This is a genomic window from Pseudoalteromonas sp. S1612, from assembly GCF_005887175.1.
Taxonomy (GTDB): Bacteria; Pseudomonadota; Gammaproteobacteria; order Enterobacterales; family Alteromonadaceae; genus Pseudoalteromonas; species Pseudoalteromonas undina.
The window spans coordinates 113,856-135,937 of sequence record NZ_PNDH01000032.1 but is presented as its reverse complement, the minus strand read 5'-3'; the positions used below and the strand labels follow the sequence as shown (position 1 = coordinate 135,937).

General features: G+C 38.6%; 18 protein-coding genes. 10 read left to right on the top strand and 8 right to left on the bottom strand.

All coding sequences use genetic code 11. The annotated features are described in order from the left end of the window. Positions 1–73 precede the first annotated feature (73 nt). The 3 genes from CWB78_RS12400 to CWB78_RS12390 form a co-directional block, all read right to left on the bottom strand. Complete coding sequence (locus CWB78_RS12400) at positions 74–541, bottom strand: methylated-DNA--[protein]-cysteine S-methyltransferase (protein WP_055011925.1); 468 nt, start codon at positions 539–541, stop codon at positions 74–76. Then, complete coding sequence (locus tag CWB78_RS12395) at positions 538–1,890, bottom strand: DNA-3-methyladenine glycosylase 2 family protein (protein WP_138595838.1); 1,353 nt, start codon at positions 1,888–1,890, stop codon at positions 538–540. The genes CWB78_RS12400 and CWB78_RS12395 overlap by 4 nt, the downstream gene beginning before the upstream one ends. A gap of 119 nt (positions 1,891–2,009) precedes the next feature. Continuing rightward, positions 2,010–2,498, bottom strand: coding sequence for a GNAT family N-acetyltransferase (locus tag CWB78_RS12390; protein WP_138595836.1), 489 nt, complete (start codon positions 2,496–2,498; stop codon positions 2,010–2,012). Between the two features lie 259 nt (positions 2,499–2,757). Here CWB78_RS12390 and CWB78_RS12385 point away from each other — a divergent pair, with 259 nt between their 5' ends. The 4 genes from CWB78_RS12385 to bfr (CWB78_RS12370) all read left to right on the top strand — a co-directional run bounded on the left by CWB78_RS12385 (position 2,758) and on the right by bfr (CWB78_RS12370) (position 7,221). Then, a complete protein-coding gene (locus CWB78_RS12385) occupies positions 2,758–3,630 on the top strand; it encodes a cation diffusion facilitator family transporter (RefSeq protein ID WP_138595834.1) in 873 nt (290 codons plus the stop codon). A gap of 281 nt (positions 3,631–3,911) precedes the next feature. Next, entirely contained in the window at positions 3,912–6,050 is a 2,139-nt protein-coding gene (locus CWB78_RS12380) for a TonB-dependent receptor (RefSeq protein WP_138595833.1), read from the top strand. A 221-nt stretch (positions 6,051–6,271) separates the two neighbouring features. After that, positions 6,272–6,745: a bacterioferritin gene (gene bfr, locus CWB78_RS12375; protein ID WP_024602407.1), complete on the top strand. Its 474-nt coding sequence runs from the start codon at positions 6,272–6,274 to the stop codon at positions 6,743–6,745. 11 nt (positions 6,746–6,756) lie between these two features. After that, the gene (gene bfr, locus CWB78_RS12370; protein WP_036955020.1) at positions 6,757–7,221 is read left to right on the top strand and encodes a bacterioferritin; all 465 of its coding nucleotides are present in this window, start codon (positions 6,757–6,759) and stop codon (positions 7,219–7,221) included. Between the two features lie 107 nt (positions 7,222–7,328). Here bfr (CWB78_RS12370) and CWB78_RS12365 read toward each other — a convergent pair whose 3' ends face one another. From CWB78_RS12365 to CWB78_RS12345, 5 genes are all read right to left on the bottom strand, one after another. Further along, positions 7,329–7,523, bottom strand: a complete 195-nt coding sequence (locus tag CWB78_RS12365; protein ID WP_013463106.1) for a (2Fe-2S)-binding protein — start codon at positions 7,521–7,523, stop codon at positions 7,329–7,331. Between the two features lie 682 nt (positions 7,524–8,205). Further along, positions 8,206–11,406 carry an efflux RND transporter permease subunit gene (locus CWB78_RS12360; protein WP_029772416.1) on the bottom strand — a complete coding sequence of 1,067 codons (3,201 nt, stop codon included), beginning with the start codon at positions 11,404–11,406 and terminating at the stop codon, positions 8,206–8,208. Positions 11,407–11,417: 11 nt separating this feature from the next. Continuing rightward, positions 11,418–12,674, bottom strand: coding sequence for an efflux RND transporter periplasmic adaptor subunit (locus CWB78_RS12355; RefSeq protein WP_096041312.1), 1,257 nt, complete (start codon positions 12,672–12,674; stop codon positions 11,418–11,420). Between the two features lie 64 nt (positions 12,675–12,738). Continuing rightward, entirely contained in the window at positions 12,739–13,956 is a 1,218-nt protein-coding gene (locus CWB78_RS12350) for a TolC family protein (RefSeq protein WP_008468875.1), read from the bottom strand. Between the two features lie 83 nt (positions 13,957–14,039). Next, positions 14,040–14,399, bottom strand: coding sequence for a hypothetical protein (locus CWB78_RS12345; RefSeq protein ID WP_232842866.1), 360 nt, complete (start codon positions 14,397–14,399; stop codon positions 14,040–14,042). 156 nt (positions 14,400–14,555) lie between these two features. Here CWB78_RS12345 and CWB78_RS12340 point away from each other — a divergent pair, with 156 nt between their 5' ends. The 6 genes from CWB78_RS12340 to CWB78_RS12315 all read left to right on the top strand — a co-directional run bounded on the left by CWB78_RS12340 (position 14,556) and on the right by CWB78_RS12315 (position 22,049). Further along, the gene (locus CWB78_RS12340; protein ID WP_029771720.1) at positions 14,556–15,455 is read left to right on the top strand and encodes a cation efflux transmembrane domain-containing protein; all 900 of its coding nucleotides are present in this window, start codon (positions 14,556–14,558) and stop codon (positions 15,453–15,455) included. 99 nt (positions 15,456–15,554) lie between these two features. Continuing rightward, a complete protein-coding gene (locus tag CWB78_RS12335) occupies positions 15,555–16,199 on the top strand; it encodes a class I SAM-dependent methyltransferase (protein ID WP_008109690.1) in 645 nt (214 codons plus the stop codon). An 81-nt stretch (positions 16,200–16,280) separates the two neighbouring features. Continuing rightward, the gene (locus CWB78_RS12330; protein WP_223230508.1) at positions 16,281–16,577 is read left to right on the top strand and encodes a hypothetical protein; all 297 of its coding nucleotides are present in this window, start codon (positions 16,281–16,283) and stop codon (positions 16,575–16,577) included. 73 nt (positions 16,578–16,650) lie between these two features. Then, positions 16,651–17,943 (top strand): TolC family protein, encoded by a 1,293-nt coding sequence (locus tag CWB78_RS12325; RefSeq protein WP_008109686.1) that lies wholly within the window; start codon positions 16,651–16,653, stop codon positions 17,941–17,943. A 70-nt stretch (positions 17,944–18,013) separates the two neighbouring features. Then, positions 18,014–18,910 carry an efflux RND transporter periplasmic adaptor subunit gene (locus CWB78_RS12320; protein WP_029771722.1) on the top strand — a complete coding sequence of 299 codons (897 nt, stop codon included), beginning with the start codon at positions 18,014–18,016 and terminating at the stop codon, positions 18,908–18,910. 10 nt (positions 18,911–18,920) lie between these two features. Continuing rightward, the gene (locus tag CWB78_RS12315) at positions 18,921–22,049 is read left to right on the top strand and encodes an efflux RND transporter permease subunit (protein WP_138595831.1); all 3,129 of its coding nucleotides are present in this window, start codon (positions 18,921–18,923) and stop codon (positions 22,047–22,049) included. Positions 22,050–22,082 lie beyond the last annotated feature (33 nt).

The window sequence follows — 22,082 nt, the reverse complement described above, 5'->3', positions numbered from 1 at the left end:
GTGCCTTCAAATAAAAAGTGCGCTTATGCTACCCTAAAGTGCAGAGAATACAAATTTGGAAACGCTATTTTATTTATTTTGCTTCGTGCTCTAGTAACCATTGCTTACGCTCTAGGCCACCAGCATAACCAGTTAGCTTTTTATTTGCACCAATGATGCGGTGACACGGCACAATAATACTGATTGGGTTTTTGCCATTTGCAGCCCCCACCGCCCTCACTGCTTTAGGATTATTTAATTGTATGGCAATATCTTTATAGGTTGCCACTTTAGCAAACGGTACGCTTTGTAATGCCTGCCATACGCTTTGCTGAAATGGCGTGCCGCCAGTATCAAGCTCTAAATCAAACTCAGTACGCGTATGAGCAAAATACTCATTAAGCTGCGCCACACAAGATAAAACATGTGAATTAGTCACCTTATTTAAAGGCGTACTGACATAACTGGTCGGTGGATAAAACCCCACATAACTAATACCGTTTTCAGTTGCCTGAATAATAATATCGTCAATCGGGCTGGGTAAACTGGTTTGCACTATCATAATTGCTGCCAAAGTTGAAAAGTTAAGTAAGATCGAAATGGTGCACAGTTCGCAGATTCAAACGAGCTTGCTGCCGCTTGGGCTTTTTTAACCCCTAAATCGCCATCAAGTAAAATATCGGGTTGGCTTTGACCGCGCAGTTTTGCGTAATTAACCGTCCAAGGGCCAATTCCTTTTAAAGTAAGCCATTGGTCTAAATCATCCTCCTTGGGGTGAATAGCACAAAATTCAGCGAGATTATGCAGTGCATTTTTACGTGCCTGCGGCATTTTAAAAAAAGCAAAATCACTACCTGCCACTACTTCAGGTGTTGGAAAGTACACCTTTCCCTCTTGTTGCTCCGAAAGCTGTTGCACTAATTGAGTCACTAAATTATGCGCCGCAGTTACACTCACCTGCTGACCTAACACAGCGCGAATACCCGCTTCAAAGGTTGACCAAATACCCGGTAACCTTAAGCCTTTAGTAAGTGGAAATGCATTATTAATGTGTTCGCTTAAATGCGCCTCAATTAAATAAGTATCTGCATCTAAATCAAGTACACGGCGAATGTTGTTAATAACTGGCTGTAAATATTGCGTATTATCTATATCAATTTGCACCCGAAAATGATGTTTATCTGCAATAAATTCAGCATTAAAGCGGCCTCTAGACGATTTATAAGTAAAAGTACGCCCATAACTGGTTGGCGTTAACCACTCTATTGGCTCTATAAGTCGTTTTGCTAAAAACCCATGCAATGCTTGCCAGTTATACGGCGGACGAAAAGGCAAAATTAAGGTGAGCCCAAGATCAGTTGAGTACTTGGCGGTTCTGAGCGCTGAGGGCGCGATATTAAGTTGTTTTAAAAAAGCATCATTGAATCGTCGCACACTTTTAAAGCCGGAAGCAAACGCTATCTCGGTAAGCGGTAAGCTGGTTTCTTGAATCAATTTTTTTGCAAAATGGCATTGATTAAATAACCGATATTGAGTTACTGAAAGACCAAAATATTGAGAAAAAAGCCGCCTTAAATAGCGGCTGCTTATTCCTAAACGCGCAGCAAGAACTTCACAATCGCACTCGTGATATTGATCAATTAACTGCTTAGCACGCAATGCAGTGGTTTGTGATCCCAGCCAAGCAGCACTACCTGGTGCGCTATCGGGCCTGCAACGAATACAAGGCCTAAACCCTGCTTGCGCAGCAGAGTGCGCAAACTGATAGTAGGTTACATTTTTTTCATGCGCAGTGGGCGCGGGGCAAATTGGCCGACAATAAATACCTGTGGTTTTTACCGCTACATAAAAAAGCCCATCAAAACGCGCATCGCGGCTCTGACGCGCTTTTTGCCAATGCTGATTAACCATAAATTGCTCTTATAAATTATGTAGCGCTTAGCTTAACAAAAACTAGGTATATTACTGGCCATATTCGGCACTAGAGTCTGTTAACCTTTACGGATTTAACCTTAAAAGGTCAACAGACCCTAATCTTTGTTTGCAAAATCAATCAATGCTTGGCCCGTTAAACGATATATAATCCATTCATTCTGTGGCTCAGCGCCCATGCTATTATAAAAATCAATTGCGGGTTTATTCCAATCAAGCACTACCCACTCAAAGCGACCACAGTCTTTGCTTATTGCTCTGTTTGCCAGCTCTTTCATGATAGCTTTACCGGCACCATTTCCACGGCTATCTGGGCTAACATATAAATCTTCTAAATAGAGACCATTTTTACCTAACCAAGTAGAGTAGTTGTAAAAATACACCGCAAAACCAATCGGTTCATCATCTTGTAAACAAATTAAACTGTGCGCTGTTGCGCCGTCGCAAAACAGTGTATCTAAAATTGCTTGTTCATTGGTTTTAACTGCATCTGGCTCTTTTTCGTAAATGGCAAGCTCATTAATAAAATGCAAAATTGTTTTTGCATCACTTGGCTGTGCATCGCGAATTTCTATTGCTGTGTTCATTGTTATTAACCCTTCAAAACGACTTTTATGCCTATTAAATTCAAAATAAAAAGTGCCTAAATAATTATGATAACTTAAGCCATTAATACAATTATTTATACCCTAGCATATCGTTTTTATATTCAATACGTAACTATCACGGGCTTATTTAAATTTAGCCATTAAGATATCTAAAAAACAAATTAAAACAGCGCTTTTATAAATGGTAAAAAGTTGTCATTATGAGTAAAAAGTAAAGCAATAAGGGAGTTTAACTAAAATGGGTCATGGTCACTCACACAGTCACGTTGATGATAACCAAAGTGATAAACAGCTCACTCTTGCCGTATTTATAAATGTTTTACTGACTGCAGTGCAAGTTGTTGGTGGCGTATTTTCTGGTAGCCTTTCATTAATTGCCGATGCATTACATAACCTAAGTGATGCGGCCTCTATATTTATTGCCCTCGTTGCCCGAAAAATTGGCAATAAACAGGCTGATACAACCCATCATTTTGGCTACAAACGCGCAGAGATACTAGCAACCCTTTTTAATAGCACTACGTTAATAGTCATCGGGGGTTATTTAATTTTTGAAGCCATAAATGGTTATTTAAACCCCCAACCAATTAACGGTTGGATTATTGTATGGGTTGCCGCAGTAGCGCTACTCGTTGATTTAGTCACTGCGTTATTAACCTTTAAAGCCGGTGCTAAAAACAACATGAATATAAAGGCGGCGTTTATTCATAATGTGTCTGATGCAATGGCATCAATAGTCGTTATTATTGCCGGTACTTTAATCATTTTATACCAGTGGTATGTAGTTGATTTAATAGCGACTATATTGATTTCACTGTATGTTATTTATCACGGCGTATTATTACTTAAAGCCAGCTGCAGCATTTTAATGCAGGCAGCCCCCCTTGATTTTGATCAGCAACTTATCAGTAAAAAGTTACTGCAACAGTTTGCCATCGCTCAAATACATTCAATAAAAGCATGGCAACTTGACGATAACACCACACATTGTGAAATTGTTTTGCAAACAGATAATTCTGTTGAACTTCCCTCAATTAAACACTATTTACATGACGAGTTTGCAATTGAACACTGCATTATTGAAGTTGTTCGCCCCGATTTGCCGATATAAAACTTCTTGTAATTAATATGCACTACACGTTTATTACTTATGTTTACAGCGACTTATAACCGCTGTAAACACATGCAATATAGCTAAACAAAATAACCCCGCTGTAAGTTACTCAATCAGTTTTTTCTAACGCAACTGCGTATTACAATCACGTTGGCATTGTAATTCAAATCACGCATACAAATAAAAACAATTATCATTAACCTTGCGTTTACTTTGTATTACTTTTAATATTGCGCCACTTATTTTTACAACTAAAATCATTCAAACTTAGGACCCGCATGTTTAAAACATCTTTGAGCTTAATAGCATTAGTAGTCAGTGGCGCCAGTATTGCAGACGATTCAACAATCCAAAGAAATTTAAATCAATCAGAAATGGAACACGTGATTGTTTCGGGTAGTCGTGTTTTTGAGAGTATTGATGAGGTTCCAGCTTCTATTACTATTATTAGTCAAAAACAGATAGAAGCGCATTTAAAAGTTAACCCTGAATTACAAAGTCTTTTAGCACAAATGGTTCCAGGCCTAGCACCAGACACCGGAAGCTCAAGCAATACAGGGCAAACTCTGCGTGGTCGTGCACCACTGATCATGATTGACGGTGTGCCACAATCAACGCCACTGCGTAACGGTTCATTAGGAATAAAAACCTTAGATCCGAGTGCAATAAGCCGAATAGAAGTCATTAAAGGAGCCACGTCTATTTATGGTAACGGCGCATCAGGCGGAATTATTAACTATATTACCAAGCAAGCACAAAGCGATGGCCAAACCCAAGGTGAAATAAGCTTATCGAGTCGTTTTAGTGCGGTAAAACTTGAAGAAAGCGCAGGCGCAAGGTTATCTGCAGCATTGAATGGTCGTGCAGATAAATTTAGCTACTTAGTAACTGCAAGCTATGAAGAAAACGGTGTACAACGCGATTCGCAAGGCGATATTCTCGGTTTACAATATGGTTTATCTGATGCCGTTACACAAAATTACTTCACTAAGCTTGGCTATGACTTTGATGATGAAAAGCAACTCCAATTTAGTTATAACTACTTCAGTTCACAACAAAAAACCGACTTAGGCGATGTTGTTGGTGATATGAGCCTAGGAGAAAAAACCTACGCCATTCACGTGCCGTCAGAATTACAAAAACAAGGTAAACCACAAGGACCTGAAGGTAACGAAAATATAACCCTAAAATATACCGACTATGCCCTGTTTAAAAACACACAAATGACCTTAGATATCTACATGCAAGATATAGAAAATGTGTTTTTCTTCTCGCCAAACCTTGCCAACCCTGAGGAAAATTACCAAGGCGGGCAATCAATTATAAGTTCAGAAAAAAAAGGGGCACGAGCAACTTTTAATACCCAAGTAGACTTTAACTCAATTGAAGCTTCATTTATTTACGGCATTGATGCGTTAAATGATATTACTTCACAGCCACTGGTTGATGGTCGTGTTTGGGTTCCTGAAATGGACATGAAAAGTATCGCAGGCTTTTTGCAAACAAAATGGGTTATTGCTAATGACTTAATTATAAAAGCTGGTGTGCGCAAAGAAAACATCGACCTTAGCGTAGACGATTACCGTACTCTTAAATTATGTAAAACGGCGACGCAATGTTCTGTGCCTATTAACGTAAAAGGCGACACGGTTGATTACAATGCCACAACCTATAACGTGGGTATTAAATACAATCTAGATGAAAAATTCAGCCCCTTTTTAAGCTATTCACAAGGGTCGGATATATCAGATATTGGCCGCCTACTTCGCTCTGCTACCGTAAACGATATTGGGCTTATTCAAACACAGGCTTCAATTATCGATAATTATGAAATTGGTTTTAATTCTCAATTTGATGCTGTGCGTTTAGAAGTCGCAGCATATCGAAGCACATCTGAGCTTGGCACTACAAATAAATTTAATGAAGTAACCGGCGTTTATGAACCGGTACGAGCACCTCAAGAAATTTGGGGTTATGAAGCATTGATAGACTACAGCATAAACTCAACACTTAAACTACTTGCAACCTATAGCTATGTTGAAGGTAAAAACACCGAAGCCGATGTATATTTAGGCGCTAAACAAATCAGCCCACCAAAGGCCACAGCTAATTTAAACTGGCAGCCTATTGACAGTATGTCGCTAACATTAAGTTACTTATATGTGGGTGATAGAAAACGCTTTGAGCCTAATGATAATGGTAAATATGTTGGCGATCAGGGGCCTGTCGATCACTACACTGTTTTTAACTTAAGTGGCCAATATCAGTTTGCAGATAATTGGCAAGGTTTTATCGGGATAGAAAACCTGTTTAACCAAGACTACTTCCCTGCCCGCGCGCAATCTTACACGTATGGTGGATACAATATTAAAGGATTAGGTACAACGGCCACAGTGGGTGTTACTTATCAATTTTGATCACTTACGCGTTCACACTTTTACAGTGTGAACGCGCTTAATACCTTCAACTAACTTACTGATCTAAAATACAAATAACAACATGTCCATTTATCAACCAGCAATGCAAACTTAAACGAGAATCAAACTCAATATTAACCATATGATTTATAAGTAAATTACTTGCAATTCTGTGCCTATATACTAGACTAGCCACAATTAGAATTTTTAAGGTAAGCGCCATGAAAGGTAATCAAAAAGTAATCGACGCCTTCAATACATTGTTAGCTAACGAATTAGCTGCTATTGACCAGTATTTTATTCATTCTCGCATGTATGACGATTGGGGCTTAAACAAACTTTATGAGCGTCTTAACCATGAAATGGAAGAAGAAAAAGATCACGCTGATTGGTTAATTAAACGTATTCTTTTTTTAGAAGGTGTACCAAACATGACCAAACGTCGTGACCTCTTAATTGGTAGCGATGTAAAAAGCATGATGCAAAACGACTTAACCTTAGAACTTGAAGTGGTTGAGTGTGTTAAAGAGGTTATTGCTATCTGTGAACAACAGCAAGATTATCAATCTCGTGAAATTTTAGAAAAGCTATTATTTGATACCGAAGAAGATCACGTCTACTGGTTAGAGCAACAACTGGGTCTGATTGACAAAATTGGCACTCAAAACTATCACCAAGCTCAAATGGGCGAATAAGGACTTATATTATGAAAGGCGATAAAGACGTTATTGCAGCACTAAATAAAGTACTTGCTAATGAGCTTGTGGGTATTAACCAATACTTTTTACATGCACGCATGTTTAAAGATTTTGGTTTTAGTAAACTAGACAAAGCTGATTACAAAGTATCGATACAAAAAATGAAAAACGCCGATCGTTTAATTGAGCGTATTTTATTTTTAGAAGGCCTGCCGAATCTTCAAGATTTAGGACGCTTACGCATTGGCGAAAACAGCGAAGAAATGATTGCCGCTAACATGAGCTTTGAACTTGATACAGTAGATGAGCTACGTACAGCCATTAAACTAGCTGAAAGTAAAAAAGATTACATTAGCCGTGAAGCGCTCGATAACATTTTAAATGAGCAAGAAGAACAAATTGATTGGCTAGAAACACAGCAACTACTGATCAAAAACACTGGGCTTGAAAACTACTTACAATCGCAACTGTAAGTTAAAGTTATAAATACAAAAAAAGCAGCTAAGACTGCTTTTTTTATGTTTAATTTTTAAATGTTAAACCAATTCGTTCAGATAGGGCCTACTTTTATAAATTACTATTAAGCCACTTGATCGGTTATATCTGCTATTTGAATCAGTTTACGATTGAGGATCTTTTTAGTACAGCAACAACACTTACCGCATTGGCTGCCCACTTTAAGCTCTTTAGTTAGCTCGCGCATGGTAGTAGCACCATCGTCGATGGTTTGCTCAATTTTTTTATCAGTCACACCGTGACAAAGACAAATATACATGAATACAAACAACTCTCAATTTCATTTAGTGGGTTTATATTAATCTAAACGAAAATAGTTATCAATTGGTTTTTGATCAAAAATTAAATTTTTTGCATTTTTTGATCAGTGCCACTTAAATCGAGAATTCACGGCGCGTTGAGAACTTATTGATTTATAATGAAATATGGCACTTAAATTGAGATTTATTAACTAAATTACACTCTAAAAATAATTATGTTTTTTATTAGGTAAATTTCTTAAACAACGAGAAATCGCTTGAAAACATCTATTACAGTAAGTGATTTGAATTGATAATTTGCCTATCTGTTATACGAAAGCTAATCGGTTTACTTCGAGGTAGAGTTTATTTAGGCCGATGCTTTGCGGAGTAGCAACAGCGCATCTTTATTTTTCATTACATAAAGAACTTGTATTCATGGGCAGTTATAGCCGTGGATTGCATCACTCAATAATTACCGGCGGTCTGCTCTGTGCCATAAGCCGACCTTGAGACACATAGAGATTAAGACTGCAAAGATACGAAAGCGGAAGTTAGCTTTGGCCTGTTTAACGACAAATATTCCGACAAAGCAGTCATGACTATTAGTTTATTGTTAAATCTAATCTTTCTTTTCGTTCATCTACTCAATAACCCCACGCTAAACGTGACTTTAGCGTGGGGTTAGAGTTCACAGTCATTTTATCTGGATAGCTCTTTTATTTTTTTCTCTGAAAACCAGCGATATAAAACAGGTAAAACAAATAATGTTAACAGTGTTGCAGTTACCAAGCCGCCAACAATAACACTCGCTAAGGGGCGCTGTATTTCTGCACCAACACCATTAGACATTAACATCGGTATCAAACCTAAAGCTGATGTTATAGCAGTCATAAGTACAGGTCTTAATCTTGAAGTAGCGCCTTCAAAAACGGCTTTAGATGCTTCTAGACCGTCTTTAATACGTTGGTTGATACTTTCTACCATAACGACCCCATTCAATACCGCTACACCAAATAAGGTAATAAAGCCAACGGAGCTTGGTACAGACAAGTATTGTCCAGATAAATATAAGGAGAAAACTCCGCCAATTACAGCAAGCGGCACGTTGACCAATATCAGCATAGCTTGACCAACAGAACCAAAGGCAAAGTAAAGTAGTAGTGCGATTAGAGCTAACGATAAAGGTACAACTATAGCTAACCTATTTTGAGCACGTTTTTGACTTTCGAACTGGCCGCCAATCGAAACAGAATAACCTGAAGGTAAGTCAACCTTTTCAGCAATTACCTTTCTGATATCGGCAACCACGCTTCCCATATCTCGATTTTGTACATTTGCTTGGATAACGACTCTTCGTTGTACATCATCGCGTCTAACTTGTGGTGGGCCTGACTCAAATGAGACTGAGGCTACGTCACCCAGTCGCACCCAAGCACCAGTAGGTGATTGAAGCCGAATATCAGCAATAGCTTCTTTGTTACTTCGGTACTCTTCCTCTATGCGAACGTAAATATCATAACGTTCATTACCATTGATTATTTGTCCGGCTTCAACACCACCAATACCATCACGCACAACCTCCATTATGTCACTCACAGACAATCCAAAGCGTGATAGTTCTTGCCTGTTAGGACTTATCACCAATTGCGCTTCACCAGCAATTTGCTCCAATGCAACATCCCTTGCACCTTCAATGTTTTTAATTGCTGTTTCTATTTCTTGACCTTTAGCCGCCAGTACCTCAAGTTCAGGCCCAAACAACTTTATCGCCAACTGAGCCTTAACACCAGATAGTAGCTCATCGACACGAGTCGCAATAGGTTGAGAAAAGTTGAGTAGCAACCCAGGGAATTCTTCTAAAGATCTCTCCATTTTTCCTTGAAGTTCATATCGATTAGATGCACTGGTCCACTCAGAAACAGGCTTCAACCCTATGTAAATTTCGATGTTATTCACAGGCTCTGGGTCTCCACCTATTTCTGCTCGACCAATTCGGCTTAATGCATAGGTTACTTCAGGGAAAGCCATTAGTTTTTCTTCTAGAATTGGTGCCACAGTGAGCGCGGTATCTAAACTGGAAGAAGGTGCAAGCGTTGCTCTTAAGTTTATCGTCCCTTCTTCTAACTCAGGTACAAATTCAGTACCAATTAATGGAACTAATGCAAAGGCAGAGAAAACTAATATAAGTGCGGCTGAAATGACTAATTTGGTGCGTTTTAGTGCGAATGTAAGCCCTTTTCTGTAGAGTTTGTCTAATGGCCTAAGAACAAAGCTTTCCCTCTCTTTTACACCTGACTTAAATAAATAAGTAGCTAAAGCGGGTACAACAAACAACGCAACCACAATAGCAGATATAACAGCTAAAATGATGCTTATTGCCATAGGTTGAAATAACTTTGCCTCAACACCTTCAAAGCTAAATAAAGGCGTAAATACAACTAAAATAATAGAAGCTGCAAAAAATACGGGACGAGCCACTTCTTTACCCGCATTTTGAAGACGTAACTTAATACCATGCTCATCTTGTTCTACATCATGTGGATCAGTATCAGCACTAGGCACTCTTTCTTTTACAGTTTTTAAATGGGTAGAGTCTGGTCTATTTAAATGCTTAAACATGTTTTCAACCATCACGACTGAACCATCAACTAGCATACCAATGGCTACGGCAATGCCACCCAATGACATAAGGTTTGCAGAAATGCCCCACCAAGCCATGATCATTAACGCGATACCAATTGAAATTGGAATAGATATTAGGACAAGGAAGGTTGCACGTATATTCATTAAAAATAGTGCTAATACAATACAGATGAAAATAAATGCTAGTAATAGTGCATCAACTACTGTATCAACGGCTTTTTCAATCAAATCAGCCTGATCATAAAATGGTTCAAAGCGAACACCTTTAGGCAATGCTTGATTAATCAATGGGATTCTTGCATTGATACCATCAATGGTGGCTTTAGTATTAGACCCCATGCGTTTTAAGACAATGCCAGAGACAACTTCACCTAAATTTTCGACTTTACCGTTTTCGGTTTTGCGCGTCATTGTGACAGCACCTTGACGAATTTCACTGCCCATTTCAACTTTAGCAATATCCGAAACCGTCACAACTGTCCCATCAACTGTTTTGACGGGAACTTGTTTGATATTACTAATACCAGCGTCACCACTTTCAAACCAACCTGCACCTCTAATAACAAGCTGCTCTTGCCCACGGTTCATATACCATCCGCCAACATTGGCATTGTTGTTATCTAGGGCACCAACAACGTCTTCTTGCGTTAGGTTATAAGAAAGAAGCTTAGATGGATCTACATTTACTTGGTACTGCCTAACAATACCTCCAAAGGAGAGTACATCAGTAACACCATCGACAGGCATAACGAGTAATTTTACTACCCAATCATTGAGACTCCTGAGTGCCATAGCATCATAGCCTGCATCTTTATCTGAAATAAGAAGGTACTGAAATACTTGGCCTAGCCCTGAGGTGTTTGGCCCCATTTCGGGTGTGCCGACACCTTCTGGTATCAGTTCTTTTGCGGCTTGAAGACGCTCAAATACAAGTTGTCTTGCAAAGTAAATGTCGGTGCCTTCTTTGAAAACAACCGTGACGCCAGACAAGCCTGTTTTAGAAATTGAGCGCACTTGTTCTACATCAGGTAAGGCATACATGACCGCTTCAATGGGGTACGTAATGAGTTGTTCAACTTCTTCAGCAGCTAGTCCTGGCGCTTCAGTATTTACAGCAACTTGAACATTAGTAACATCAGGAAAGGCATCTAAATTTAGTTTTGGTATAACCATAATTGCGCCGACAATTGTGGCAAACAGCGCAATCAAAATCAGGAGTCTATTATTAACAGACCAATCTATTATTTTATTAAACATAGTCTTGCTCCTTAGTGGTTATGCGGATCAAATCCGCCTTTAGCGATTTCAGAAGCAACAAAAAATGCGCCTTTGGTTACAATTCGCGTCCCACTATCAAGGCCAATGATTTCCCTAAAATCACCTAAGGCTCGGCCTAGTTCTACTTCTACAGCTTTAAATTCTCCAGGGTGGTCTTCGACAAATACGGTCCAATCACCATCTGCGCTGCGGATCAATGCTTCTTCTGGCACAGCCATCACTTTCTGCTTTGTGGCAAACTGAAAGTAAACTTTTACAAACATACCTGAATGAAGGTTATCATCAGCATTCTGTACCCCCAATCTAATAATTCTTGTACGAGTTACGGGATCAATTGTATGGGCTTCTTGGATAACTTTGGCATTGTAACTCTGGCCTTCTAATTTAAGTACCGCAGGAGAATCAATTGATAAATTTAGCTTTTTATTTGGAGAAACTTTTGCTTCAACCCATAGTTGTTTTTCATCAGCTAACAACATGACTGCATCCCCAGCATCAACACGTTGCCCTTGGATAAAGTCGTCTTGAAGCACGACACCTTCACGGTGCGCCGTTAATGCATATTGTCCAAATGCTTTAATGTCTTTGTTAGAAATACCATTTATTGCTTTTTCAGTTAACCCTAAAGCAATGAGCTTGCCATAGCTCGCATTGTATGTTGTTTCAGCTTGTAATAATCGACTTTCACTCACCGTCTTATTACCCAGCTTTTTTACACGTTGCCATTCGGTTGAAGCGATTAAATAGTCAGCTTGTGCTTGTGCCATTGCTTCACTAAATAATGTAACTAACTTCTGACCTATTTCTACATACTCGCCAAGCGCTGCATGGCGACTGATAATGACTGACTCTGTACGTGGTGATACCACATAACTTTTATAGCCATTAGCTTTTATTTCGCCAGGTGCATATACGGAGCTAAATTGATATTCAGGCTTAACACTTTCCACTTTAATGTTAGCAAGCGACATCTTCTTTGGATCAATAGTGATACCTTCTTCATGTTCTTCTTCTCCCTCTTTATTACCACCTTCATGGCCGTGCTCGTCATGGTCACCTTTATCTTCTTCATGTCCCTTTTCGTGTTCATGCTCATCTTGATGTTCTTTTTCTTCTTGTTTCGAAACGTTTGTGACAGAACCAGTTCCATCTGACGACTGTGCAAAAGCATCATGATTTGTAGTAAACCCAACTAACAGGCAGCTAATTACTACGGCTAAAAATTTTTTACTAATTACTGTATTCATTTTTGTAACCTATATTTTTAATAAATTTAAGATTTCGTTTTTCGCTACTGAAAAAACAAAGCGCTCAAATCTCAAATTTGGATAACTGACCCATACTTAAAATGAAGGATATTTCTGCAAGCTTGAATTGATTTTCCAAACGTATTCCTGCATGAAGCCCTTCCGCACGTTGATTTAATGCAAGTAAGTAGTCAGAAGTATTAATGTCACCAGCTTCCCAGCGCTTATTTAATAAGTTTTCGCTGCTATCTAATCTGCCTTTTGTCAGTTTTTGCCATTGCTCATAATATTTTTTACTGACAATAAGCGATTCATAATTAGCTTTTGCTTCAAATGACTGCTTTCGATAAACCGACCGAAAGTTAGCCTCTGCTGCAATTGCTTCTGAATAAGCGGCTTTAACAGTATCTGAATAGTTATTTCTGATATTTAAAGGCATTGAGAAAGTCACGCCAATCAAGTCTTCATCTCCACTTTTCCCTGCGTTAACTCCAATGGTTGGATTGGCTTTAGATTCCATAGTGGTTAGTTGAGCTTTAGATTGTTTTATCTTCCATTGCGCTCTAGCGAGTTTAACTTTTGGATGTTCCTCAACCCACTGAGAGTTAAATGAATAGTTTGTTGCTCCAAAAGTAAATGAAAACAAATTGGTAGTATTAGGCGTCCAATCAGGCAATAACTCCTGAACATTTACCTCTGCATTTTTCAAAGCAATTTGCGACTCAGATATTTCACTGAAAACTTGGGACAAGTTTAAATAAACCAGTTCAGCGTCAAGTGGCTCTAGAAGTCCTGCTTTTCGCTTATCTTCAATAATTCCAACGAGCGTTTGTAATTGATTTTCTCTTACTGAAAGTAACTGAGCCACCTTTTTTGCTGCTTGCCAATTAACTATTGCAGTTAAAGCGTTAGCCTTTTTAGAATCGAGTAGAGATAACAATTGTTGCTGGTTTGCATAAACACCAATTTCACCAATGCTTTTATTTGCTGATTGCTTATCCCAAAAATCAATCGTTTGACTGATACCAATAGAATAATTATCAAAATCACCCTCTTTTTCATAGCTTGCTTCAAGCTCTGGGTTATATACGGCTTTAGTTAAGCTCTTGGCTCTATGATTACTTGCATTAAGTAACTCTTTAGCCGCAACAACTTCGGGATCTTTATTTATTTGACTATCTAGCCATGAAATACTTTTCTGTTTGGCATAAGTGGCAACTGAAAAACTCACAGCCATGCATAAAGACAGGACTAAACCTGCATTTTTTAAATATATATACATAAAAATTCTTAATTTTAAAATTAATAAACACGAAACCTTTATCCATTATTAAAGGATAAATAGGTCATTAAAAATTAATCTAATTAAGAAATAGGCGGACGAAGTATCGCTTCAAGAAAGGTACTTGTTTGATCAATTTGATAAGGCGTTTTATTGATAATGTTTAGTTTGCCCGTGGTATTTGAATTACTGACTAAAATCCAAGATAAGTGGCTGCCACTGCAATGTCCGCAGTGATGACAATCTTTTTCATTATGCTGCTCATCACCTACATTATCATTTGAGACATTTCGATCATCTGCATGATCATGTTGAGTTTGAAGGTGCTCTATATCTATTTGGTGATTCTCAGATGTTGAGGATGCTACAGCAGTTAACGATTGTAAAACAATCGAAATAACCAAGAGCATTTTTAGTACAACATTAAGGTTCAAAGTTATCACCAGTTAAATATAGTATTTAAAATACTAGCAGAAACTATTTTCTTAAACTAGCTTTTCAATTCAGTTTCCACGCTTTTACATTAAATAATTTTTTATTTGACTCTATAGCCACTATAGATTTTATACTTATTTTAATATTATTACGGAATGTTAAATATGTCAGAAAAATGTAGTGGTCAGTGTCAATCATCTTCTACCAATGAAGATGTAAAAATTGATACACAATTAGATAACTATAGTGGCGCGTTTGTCAGTACATTTAAAGTACCTCAAATGGACTGTCCTTCAGAAGAGAGATTGATTAGGTTAGCACTTGACTCAATTGAGCCTTCAGTTGGGTTGCAATTTGATATTCCTAGCCGTTTAGTCAAGGTTTTTCATGATGAAAATTTAGATGAGATAACAAAAAAATTACAACAACTCAATCTCGGTGCAGAGTTGGCATCAACTAAAGAAAGTTGCAGCACCGAAGCTGCAAAAGCAAAAGATCTAGCCCAAAAAAATGAGATGAAAGAAGCATCAACCCTAAAATGGTTGTTAGCCATTAATGGAGTCATGTTTTTTATAGAAGTAATTGCTGGGTTGATTGCACAGTCTGCTGGCCTAATTGCGGACTCATTAGATATGTTTGCTGATGCTGCTGTGTATGGTTTGGCTATTTATTCGGTAGGTAAAAGTATCAGCATGAAACTTAGAGCGGCACATATATCTGGTGTGCTTCAAGTTATTCTAGCGCTAGGTGCTTTGAGCGAAGTCGTAAGACGCTTTGTTTACGGTAGTGAACCGATCTCTTCTTTAATGATGATATTTGGTGGAATAGCACTAATCGCTAACATTGCTTGTCTATTTTTAATATTTGGTAATAAAGAAGACGGCGCTCATATGAAAGCAAGCTGGATTTTTTCCGCAAATGACGTTATTGCAAATGTTGGGGTAATCTTAGCTGGCTTTTTAGTTACAGTAACAAGCAGCCGTTATCCAGATTTAGTGATTGGTTTGATTATTGCTGTTGTCGTTTTAAACGGTGCTCGCCGTATCTTACAGCTAAAGTATTAAACAAATTCATCATGGCTATTTATTTAAATTTTAAAACCATTAATAGCATCTTTATAGCTAGTTTAAGTCTGCTTCAAACGGCTAAAGGGAAATGAAGTTATGAAAAACAATGCCTACATTCCGCCATTACGATTTCATTGGTTAACTAATTTTTATGACAGCCTCGTTGCTATCACCACGAGAGAAGCATTTTTTAAAAAACTGATTGTAGATAAAGTTGCCAACGTCAAAGGAAACAACCTACTTGATGTTGGATGTGGAACCGGAACGCTAACAAAATTAATAGCTGAAAAATCACCTAAATATACCGTAATAGGCTTAGATGCAGACCAAACCGCTTTAGATATTTCACAGAAAAAAGTTATAGGCAAGGATCTTAATATTTCTTTTAGACAGGGCTTTGGACAAGAAATGCCTTTTAGTGATAATTCCTTTGATATCGTAGTTTCAAGTTTGTTTTTTCATCACTTAAGCCGTTCAACTAAGCGTGCGACATTAACTGAAATTCGTCGGGTACTGAAACCGGGTGGCATTTTATTAATTGCTGACTGGGGAAAGCCGACTTCAATATTTCAACGGATATTGTTCTTTGTCGTTCAGTTATTAGATGGTTTTGAAACTACAAAAGATAATGTAGATGGAGTCCTTCCTTCTTTAGAGGTTGAATCAGGGTTTACTCATGTTTCAGATTTAAACATAGTCCCAACGACTTTGGGAACTATCAGACTGATTGAAGCGAACTAGATAACAATGAACCTAATGCGTCCGTCATATTTTAAACCATATATATCATACGTGATAATGATTTTAATCGCGGTGCAATCTGTGTTTTTTTCGCTAGAAGAGCTTGAAGTAAACTTAATTGAAAGTTCTTTTAATACATCACTAACTGAGTCTATTACCCCGCTAGAATCTCCAGAAACCTCCAATTTATTTGAGGTGAGTAATAGCCAAACTTTAATTGATAATTGTAATTTTTGTTGCTGTTGTCACTTATTTTTAAATGCAGATTATTCTTGTAATATTTTACAAAAAATAGAATATTTCCTTACCTACGCCTTAGTTTCTCCTGAGCTAAAAGGCTATATGTCGGTGCCATTCCGCCCACCTAAATACGCCTAAATTTTATAGAAAATTAAGAAAGGTCAAATGTTAATGACCTAAATATCACATATTAATTTATAGGAAAGTATACATGGCACTTAATACCTGTGAGCATCGCAAGATAGCAATTTTGAGGTGTGTAACACCTCAGCTTAAATATATCGCGTTTCTCGCGTTGTCACTTTTTACATTTAATGTTTATGCCTTTGAAAAGCAGTTAAATCTTCAAGAGGCAATTCAGTGGACGCTTAAACAAAATCCTGAACTCAAAATATTTGATTTCAAACAAACCGCATTAACAGGACAAGAACAAACAGCAAGTTTAAATCCCGCTTATGAACTAGAAGTTGAAGCTGAGAACTTTGCAGGCTCAGGTGAATTTAATGCATTCGACAGTGCTGAATTAACAGTCGCTCTATCTTCGGTTATCGAAATGGGAGATAAACGCTCAGCGCGGATTGGACTTGTTTCAAAATCAAGAGCACTACTCAATGCTGAGAAAGAAGTCTCTGCGCTTAATTTAATGGCTCAAGTCACTGAGAAGTACGTGGAAGTACTTGCAGCCCAACAAAGAGTGATATTGGCAGATAATGCATTGAGCTTAGCACAAGAAACGTTAGAGATTGTATCTCAGCGTAACCGCGCAGGTGCTACTCCTGAGGCTGAAGTGAAACGTTCAAAAGCAGTTATTGCTCAGGCTAACCTCACCCTTCAATCTGAACAAAAGCGCTTGGAATATCTAAAGCTTTCTTTATCAGCTTACTGGGGAGAAACATCAGTGTCATTCTCTAGAGTAACTGGAGATCTGTTTCAGTTTGGCAATGATAGTGATTTTAGTAGTCTCTTTGCGAAATTAGAGAAAAACCCTGCTATTCAAGTTTATGCAAGTGAGCAGCGACTAAAAGAGGCCGAATTACAGTTGGCTAAAACAGAGTCAACGGCCAATATCAAATGGTCTGTTGGTGTTAGGCGCTCTCAAGAAGCCAATGATACGGCACTGGTCGCTGGCTTTAGCTTACCTTTGTTTGCTGAAAAGCGAAATTCTGGTGCAATCGCTAGTGCGCTAGCAGAGCGTGACCAAGTTGCCATAGAGAAAGAGGCGACTAAGTTGAGGTTTAGAAATCACTTACTACGAGCATACTCCAATAGAAAACAAGCCATATTAACAGCTAATTCATTAAAGCAGTCGGTTATCCCAATGCTTGAAGATGCACTGGAAGATACTCAAGACGCCTATCAAAAAGGTCGATATGGATATCTTGATTATGTATCGGCTAGACAAGAGCTGTTAAATGCTCGGCGAACCCTCATTGATGCGGCATCTGCTGCCCTAATTTATGGCGCAGAGATAGAAAAACTAACAAACGAAGCGCTGTCACTCTAAATAAACATCACTTTAAGTTTAATAACAATTTATTGATTCAGTTATTAACTGAATCGTTTAGGAATTCAAAATGAAAAACTATTTACTCGCACTATTGATTTTTATTGGGTATCTATCACCCATTCAAAGTGTTATCGCTAGTGAAGATGAACATGAAGGCGAAGAAGGCATTAGCAAAATAAACAATAACATGGCAAAAAGGCTTGGTGTTGAAACAGCCTATTTAGCTTCAAAAACGTTGAACCAAACTATCCCTGTATACGGCGCTACGACGATAGGCGCTGAACAATTATTTCAAGTTGGCGCTAGATATAACGGCGTTATAAAGACAATTAACTCCACTGTTGGTGATAAGGTAAAAAAAGGAGATCTATTAGCCGTTATTGAATCTAATGAAAGCTTAAATACCTATAAAATAACATCCCCTGTTTCTGGGACTGTTTTACAGAGAAATGGAAATATTGGCGGTATCACGCAAAACACTAGCTTGTTTGAAATCGTCAATTTTGACACCTTGTGGGCTGAATTTAAGGTGTTTACCAGCCAATATAATCAAATCAAAGTCGGTCAACCTGTTGATATTGAGCATGGTGAACAGGCATTCAACTCAACCATCACCAATATAATTCCAGCTAAAGATCAGTCTTATGTTTTAGCACGTGTACGTTTAAATAACACTGAGCTAAACCTAACCTCAGGCCAATTATTAATGGGCAGCGTAAGGATAAACCGATTTGAGGTGGATTTAGCCGTCGAGAAAGTTGCGATACAAGAACTGGGAGGACAATTTGGTGTCTTTGTAAAAGAAGATGAAGAGTACGAGTTTGCGCCACTTGTGCTCGGACGTTCAGACAAAAACTATATCGAGGTCATTGATGGCCTCAGTAAAGACGCTGAATATGTAAACAAAAACAGTTATCTGATAAAAGCGGATATTTTGAAATCTGAAGTAGAAGACGACGATTAGGAGACGCAATATGATTGAATCAATTTTGCGTCTAGCAATAAATAGACGCTATTTAGTATTAAGTCTGCTGATGGTAATCATCGGCGTTGGCATGTGGAGTTATCAAAAACTTCCCATTGATGCTGTTCCAGATATAACAAACGTGCAGGTACAAATAAACACTTCTGCCCCCGGTTATTCACCTTTGGAAGCGGAACAAAGGGTGACCTTTCCTGTAGAAACCGCCTTAGCCGGATTGCCAAAGCTGTCTCACACCCGCTCCCTGTCAAGATATGGATTATCTCAAGTAACCGTTATCTTTGAAGAGGGAACCGATATTTATTTTGCTCGCAACTTAATCAATGCAAGATTAGCTGCGATAAAAGGCGTTATTCCCTCTGGCTTAGAGCCAGAAATGGGTCCTATTTCGACAGGGCTTGGCGAAATATTTATGTATACCGTACAAGCTTCTCCTGACGCTAAAATGCCTAATGGAGAGCCTTATACCGCTATTGCCTTAAGAGAAATACAAGACTGGATCATTAAACCGCAATTGGCTCAAGTTAAAGGCGTCATTGAGGTCAACAGTATCGGCGGCTATAACAAGCAGTATCATATAACGCCGAAACCCGAAAAATTACTTTTTCATCAGGTAACCTTTGAAGAAATATCTGATGCATTACGTAAAAACAATGACAACCGTGGCGCAGGTTATATCGAACAAAACGGACAGCAAGTTTTAGTACGCTCCATTGGGCAACTAGCGACAATAGATGAGATCCTCAATATCATCATCAAAAAGAACGATGGTATTCCTGTAAAAATAAGTGATGTTGCCAATGTTGCTATAGGCAAAGAACTTAGAACAGGGGCTGCTACTCGTAATGGCATTGAGACAGTGCTTGGTACAACCATGATGCTGATTGGTGAGAATTCTCGCACCGTTGCTTTAGAAGTGGAACATAAGCTCAGCGAAATACAAAAATCTCTGCCAAAGGGCATTACCGCAGAGCCTGTTTACGACAGAACAACGTTAGTAGATAAAGCGATTGCAACCGTTACCAAAAACCTCGTTGAAGGTGCGCTTTTAGTTATTGTTGTGTTATTTATTCTACTTGGAAATTTACGTGCAGCTCTCATTACCGCTGCTGTTATCCCTATTTCCATGTTAATGACAATCACAGGTATGGTGCAAGCAGGAGTATCTGCCAATTTAATGAGTCTCGGCGCATTGGACTTTGGCTTGATAGTGGACGGGGCTGTAATCATCGTTGAAAACTCTGTCCGTAGGTTAGCACAGGCCCAACACAACGGTCATAGGCAAGACTTAAGAGAACGCCTAAATACCGTTTTTGAAGCCACTTCAGAAGTGATACGTCCAAGCTTGTTTGGTGTGGCAATTATCACTGTTGTTTACATCCCCATTTTCACGCTAACTGGCGTTGAAGGGAAAATGTTCCACCCTATGGCGGCAACTGTCGTTATGGCGTTAATTTCCGCAATGATCCTTTCAGTTACACTGGTTCCTGCTGCTGTAGCTGTGTTTATGAAAGGTAAAATCAGCGAAAAAGAAAGTGTAGTTATTCGTTCAACCAAGTCTATTTATGAACCATTGTTAAAAATGGCGATGAAATTTCGTTGGATTATTGTCTCATTCTCAACGCTGTTAATGGGGTATAGCCTTTGGTTAGCAACTACGCTTGGGACAGAATTTGTTCCTCAATTAAATGAAGGTGATATTGCACTACAGGCATTAAGAATTCCATCGACTGGCCTAGAGCAATCAGTAGAAATGCAAGAAGTACTTGAGCAACGTATTAAAGCGTTTCCTGAAGTTGATAAAGTATTCTCGCGCATCGGCACACCAGAAGTAGCAACTGACCCAATGCCACCGAGTATTGCTGATATCTTTGTTATTTTAAAACCACGTAAAGATTGGGCCGAACCTTCAAAGCCAAAGAGTGAATTAGTTGAAGAAATGGAAGAGGTACTGAAAAACATTCCGGGCAACAACTATGAATTCACTCAGCCTATTCAAATGCGTTTCAATGAATTGATTTCTGGCGTTAGAGCTGATGTCGGCATCAAAATATTTGGTGATGATTTGGATCGGTTATTACTCACCGCAAAAGATATTCTAAATATAGTGAAAACCGTGGACGGTGCTGCTGATGCCCGAATGGAACAGGTCACAGGTGTTCCATCTTTATCAGTAATTCCTAAACGAGAAGCGCTTGGTAGGTATGGTTTGAGCGTTACCGAACTGCAAGACTGGGTTGCTACTGCAATTGGCGGTGAATCTGCGGGGATCATTTATGAAGGAGACAGACGATTTGAGTTAGTTGTTCGTCTACCGGAGCAAATAAGAACGGATATCGATAGCTTGAAGCATCTGCCGCTTCCACTTGAGAATGGTAACTATGTGCCACTTGAAGAAGTTGCAGAGCTTAAATCTGAGTCTTTACCTGCTCAAATTAGCCGTGAGAGAGGTAAAAGAAGAGTTGTGGTTACCGTCAATGTTCGTGGTAGAGATTTAGGCGGTTTTGTCAAAGAAGTGAAAGCTAAAATTAATCAGGAAGGAGAAATTCCAGCAGGATACTGGCTTGATTATGGCGGAACCTTTGAACAGCTAGAGTCAGCGAGTAAAAGATTAAGCTTAGTTGTGCCGATCACACTAATTGTTATCTTAGGTATTTTGGTTATTGCATTTGGTTCATTAAAAGATGCATTGATCATTTTCAGTGGTGTACCGTTAGCATTAACTGGGGGCGTAATTTCTCTTTATTTAAGAGACATGCCTTTATCTATTTCGGCAGGTGTCGGCTTCATTGCATTGTCAGGTGTTGCCGTATTAAATGGCTTGGTTATGTTGGCTTTTATTCGAGATCTTTGGCATGAAAAAGGCGACCTTTACGTAGCGATCATTGAAGGTGCCATCATTCGTTTAAGACCTATTTTAATGACGGCACTGGTCGCAAGTTTAGGTTTTATTCCAATGGCGTTAAACACTGGAATTGGTGCAGAAGTGCAACGACCACTAGCAACAGTTGTTATCGGCGGTATTGTATCTTCTACAATTTTAACTTTGTTTGTATTGCCTATTTTATATCAATGGGCGCATGGCGCTGAGAGTAGTAAACAGCAATCTGACGAAATTTAAAAACAAAAAAGCAGCTTAATTTATGTTTAAGCT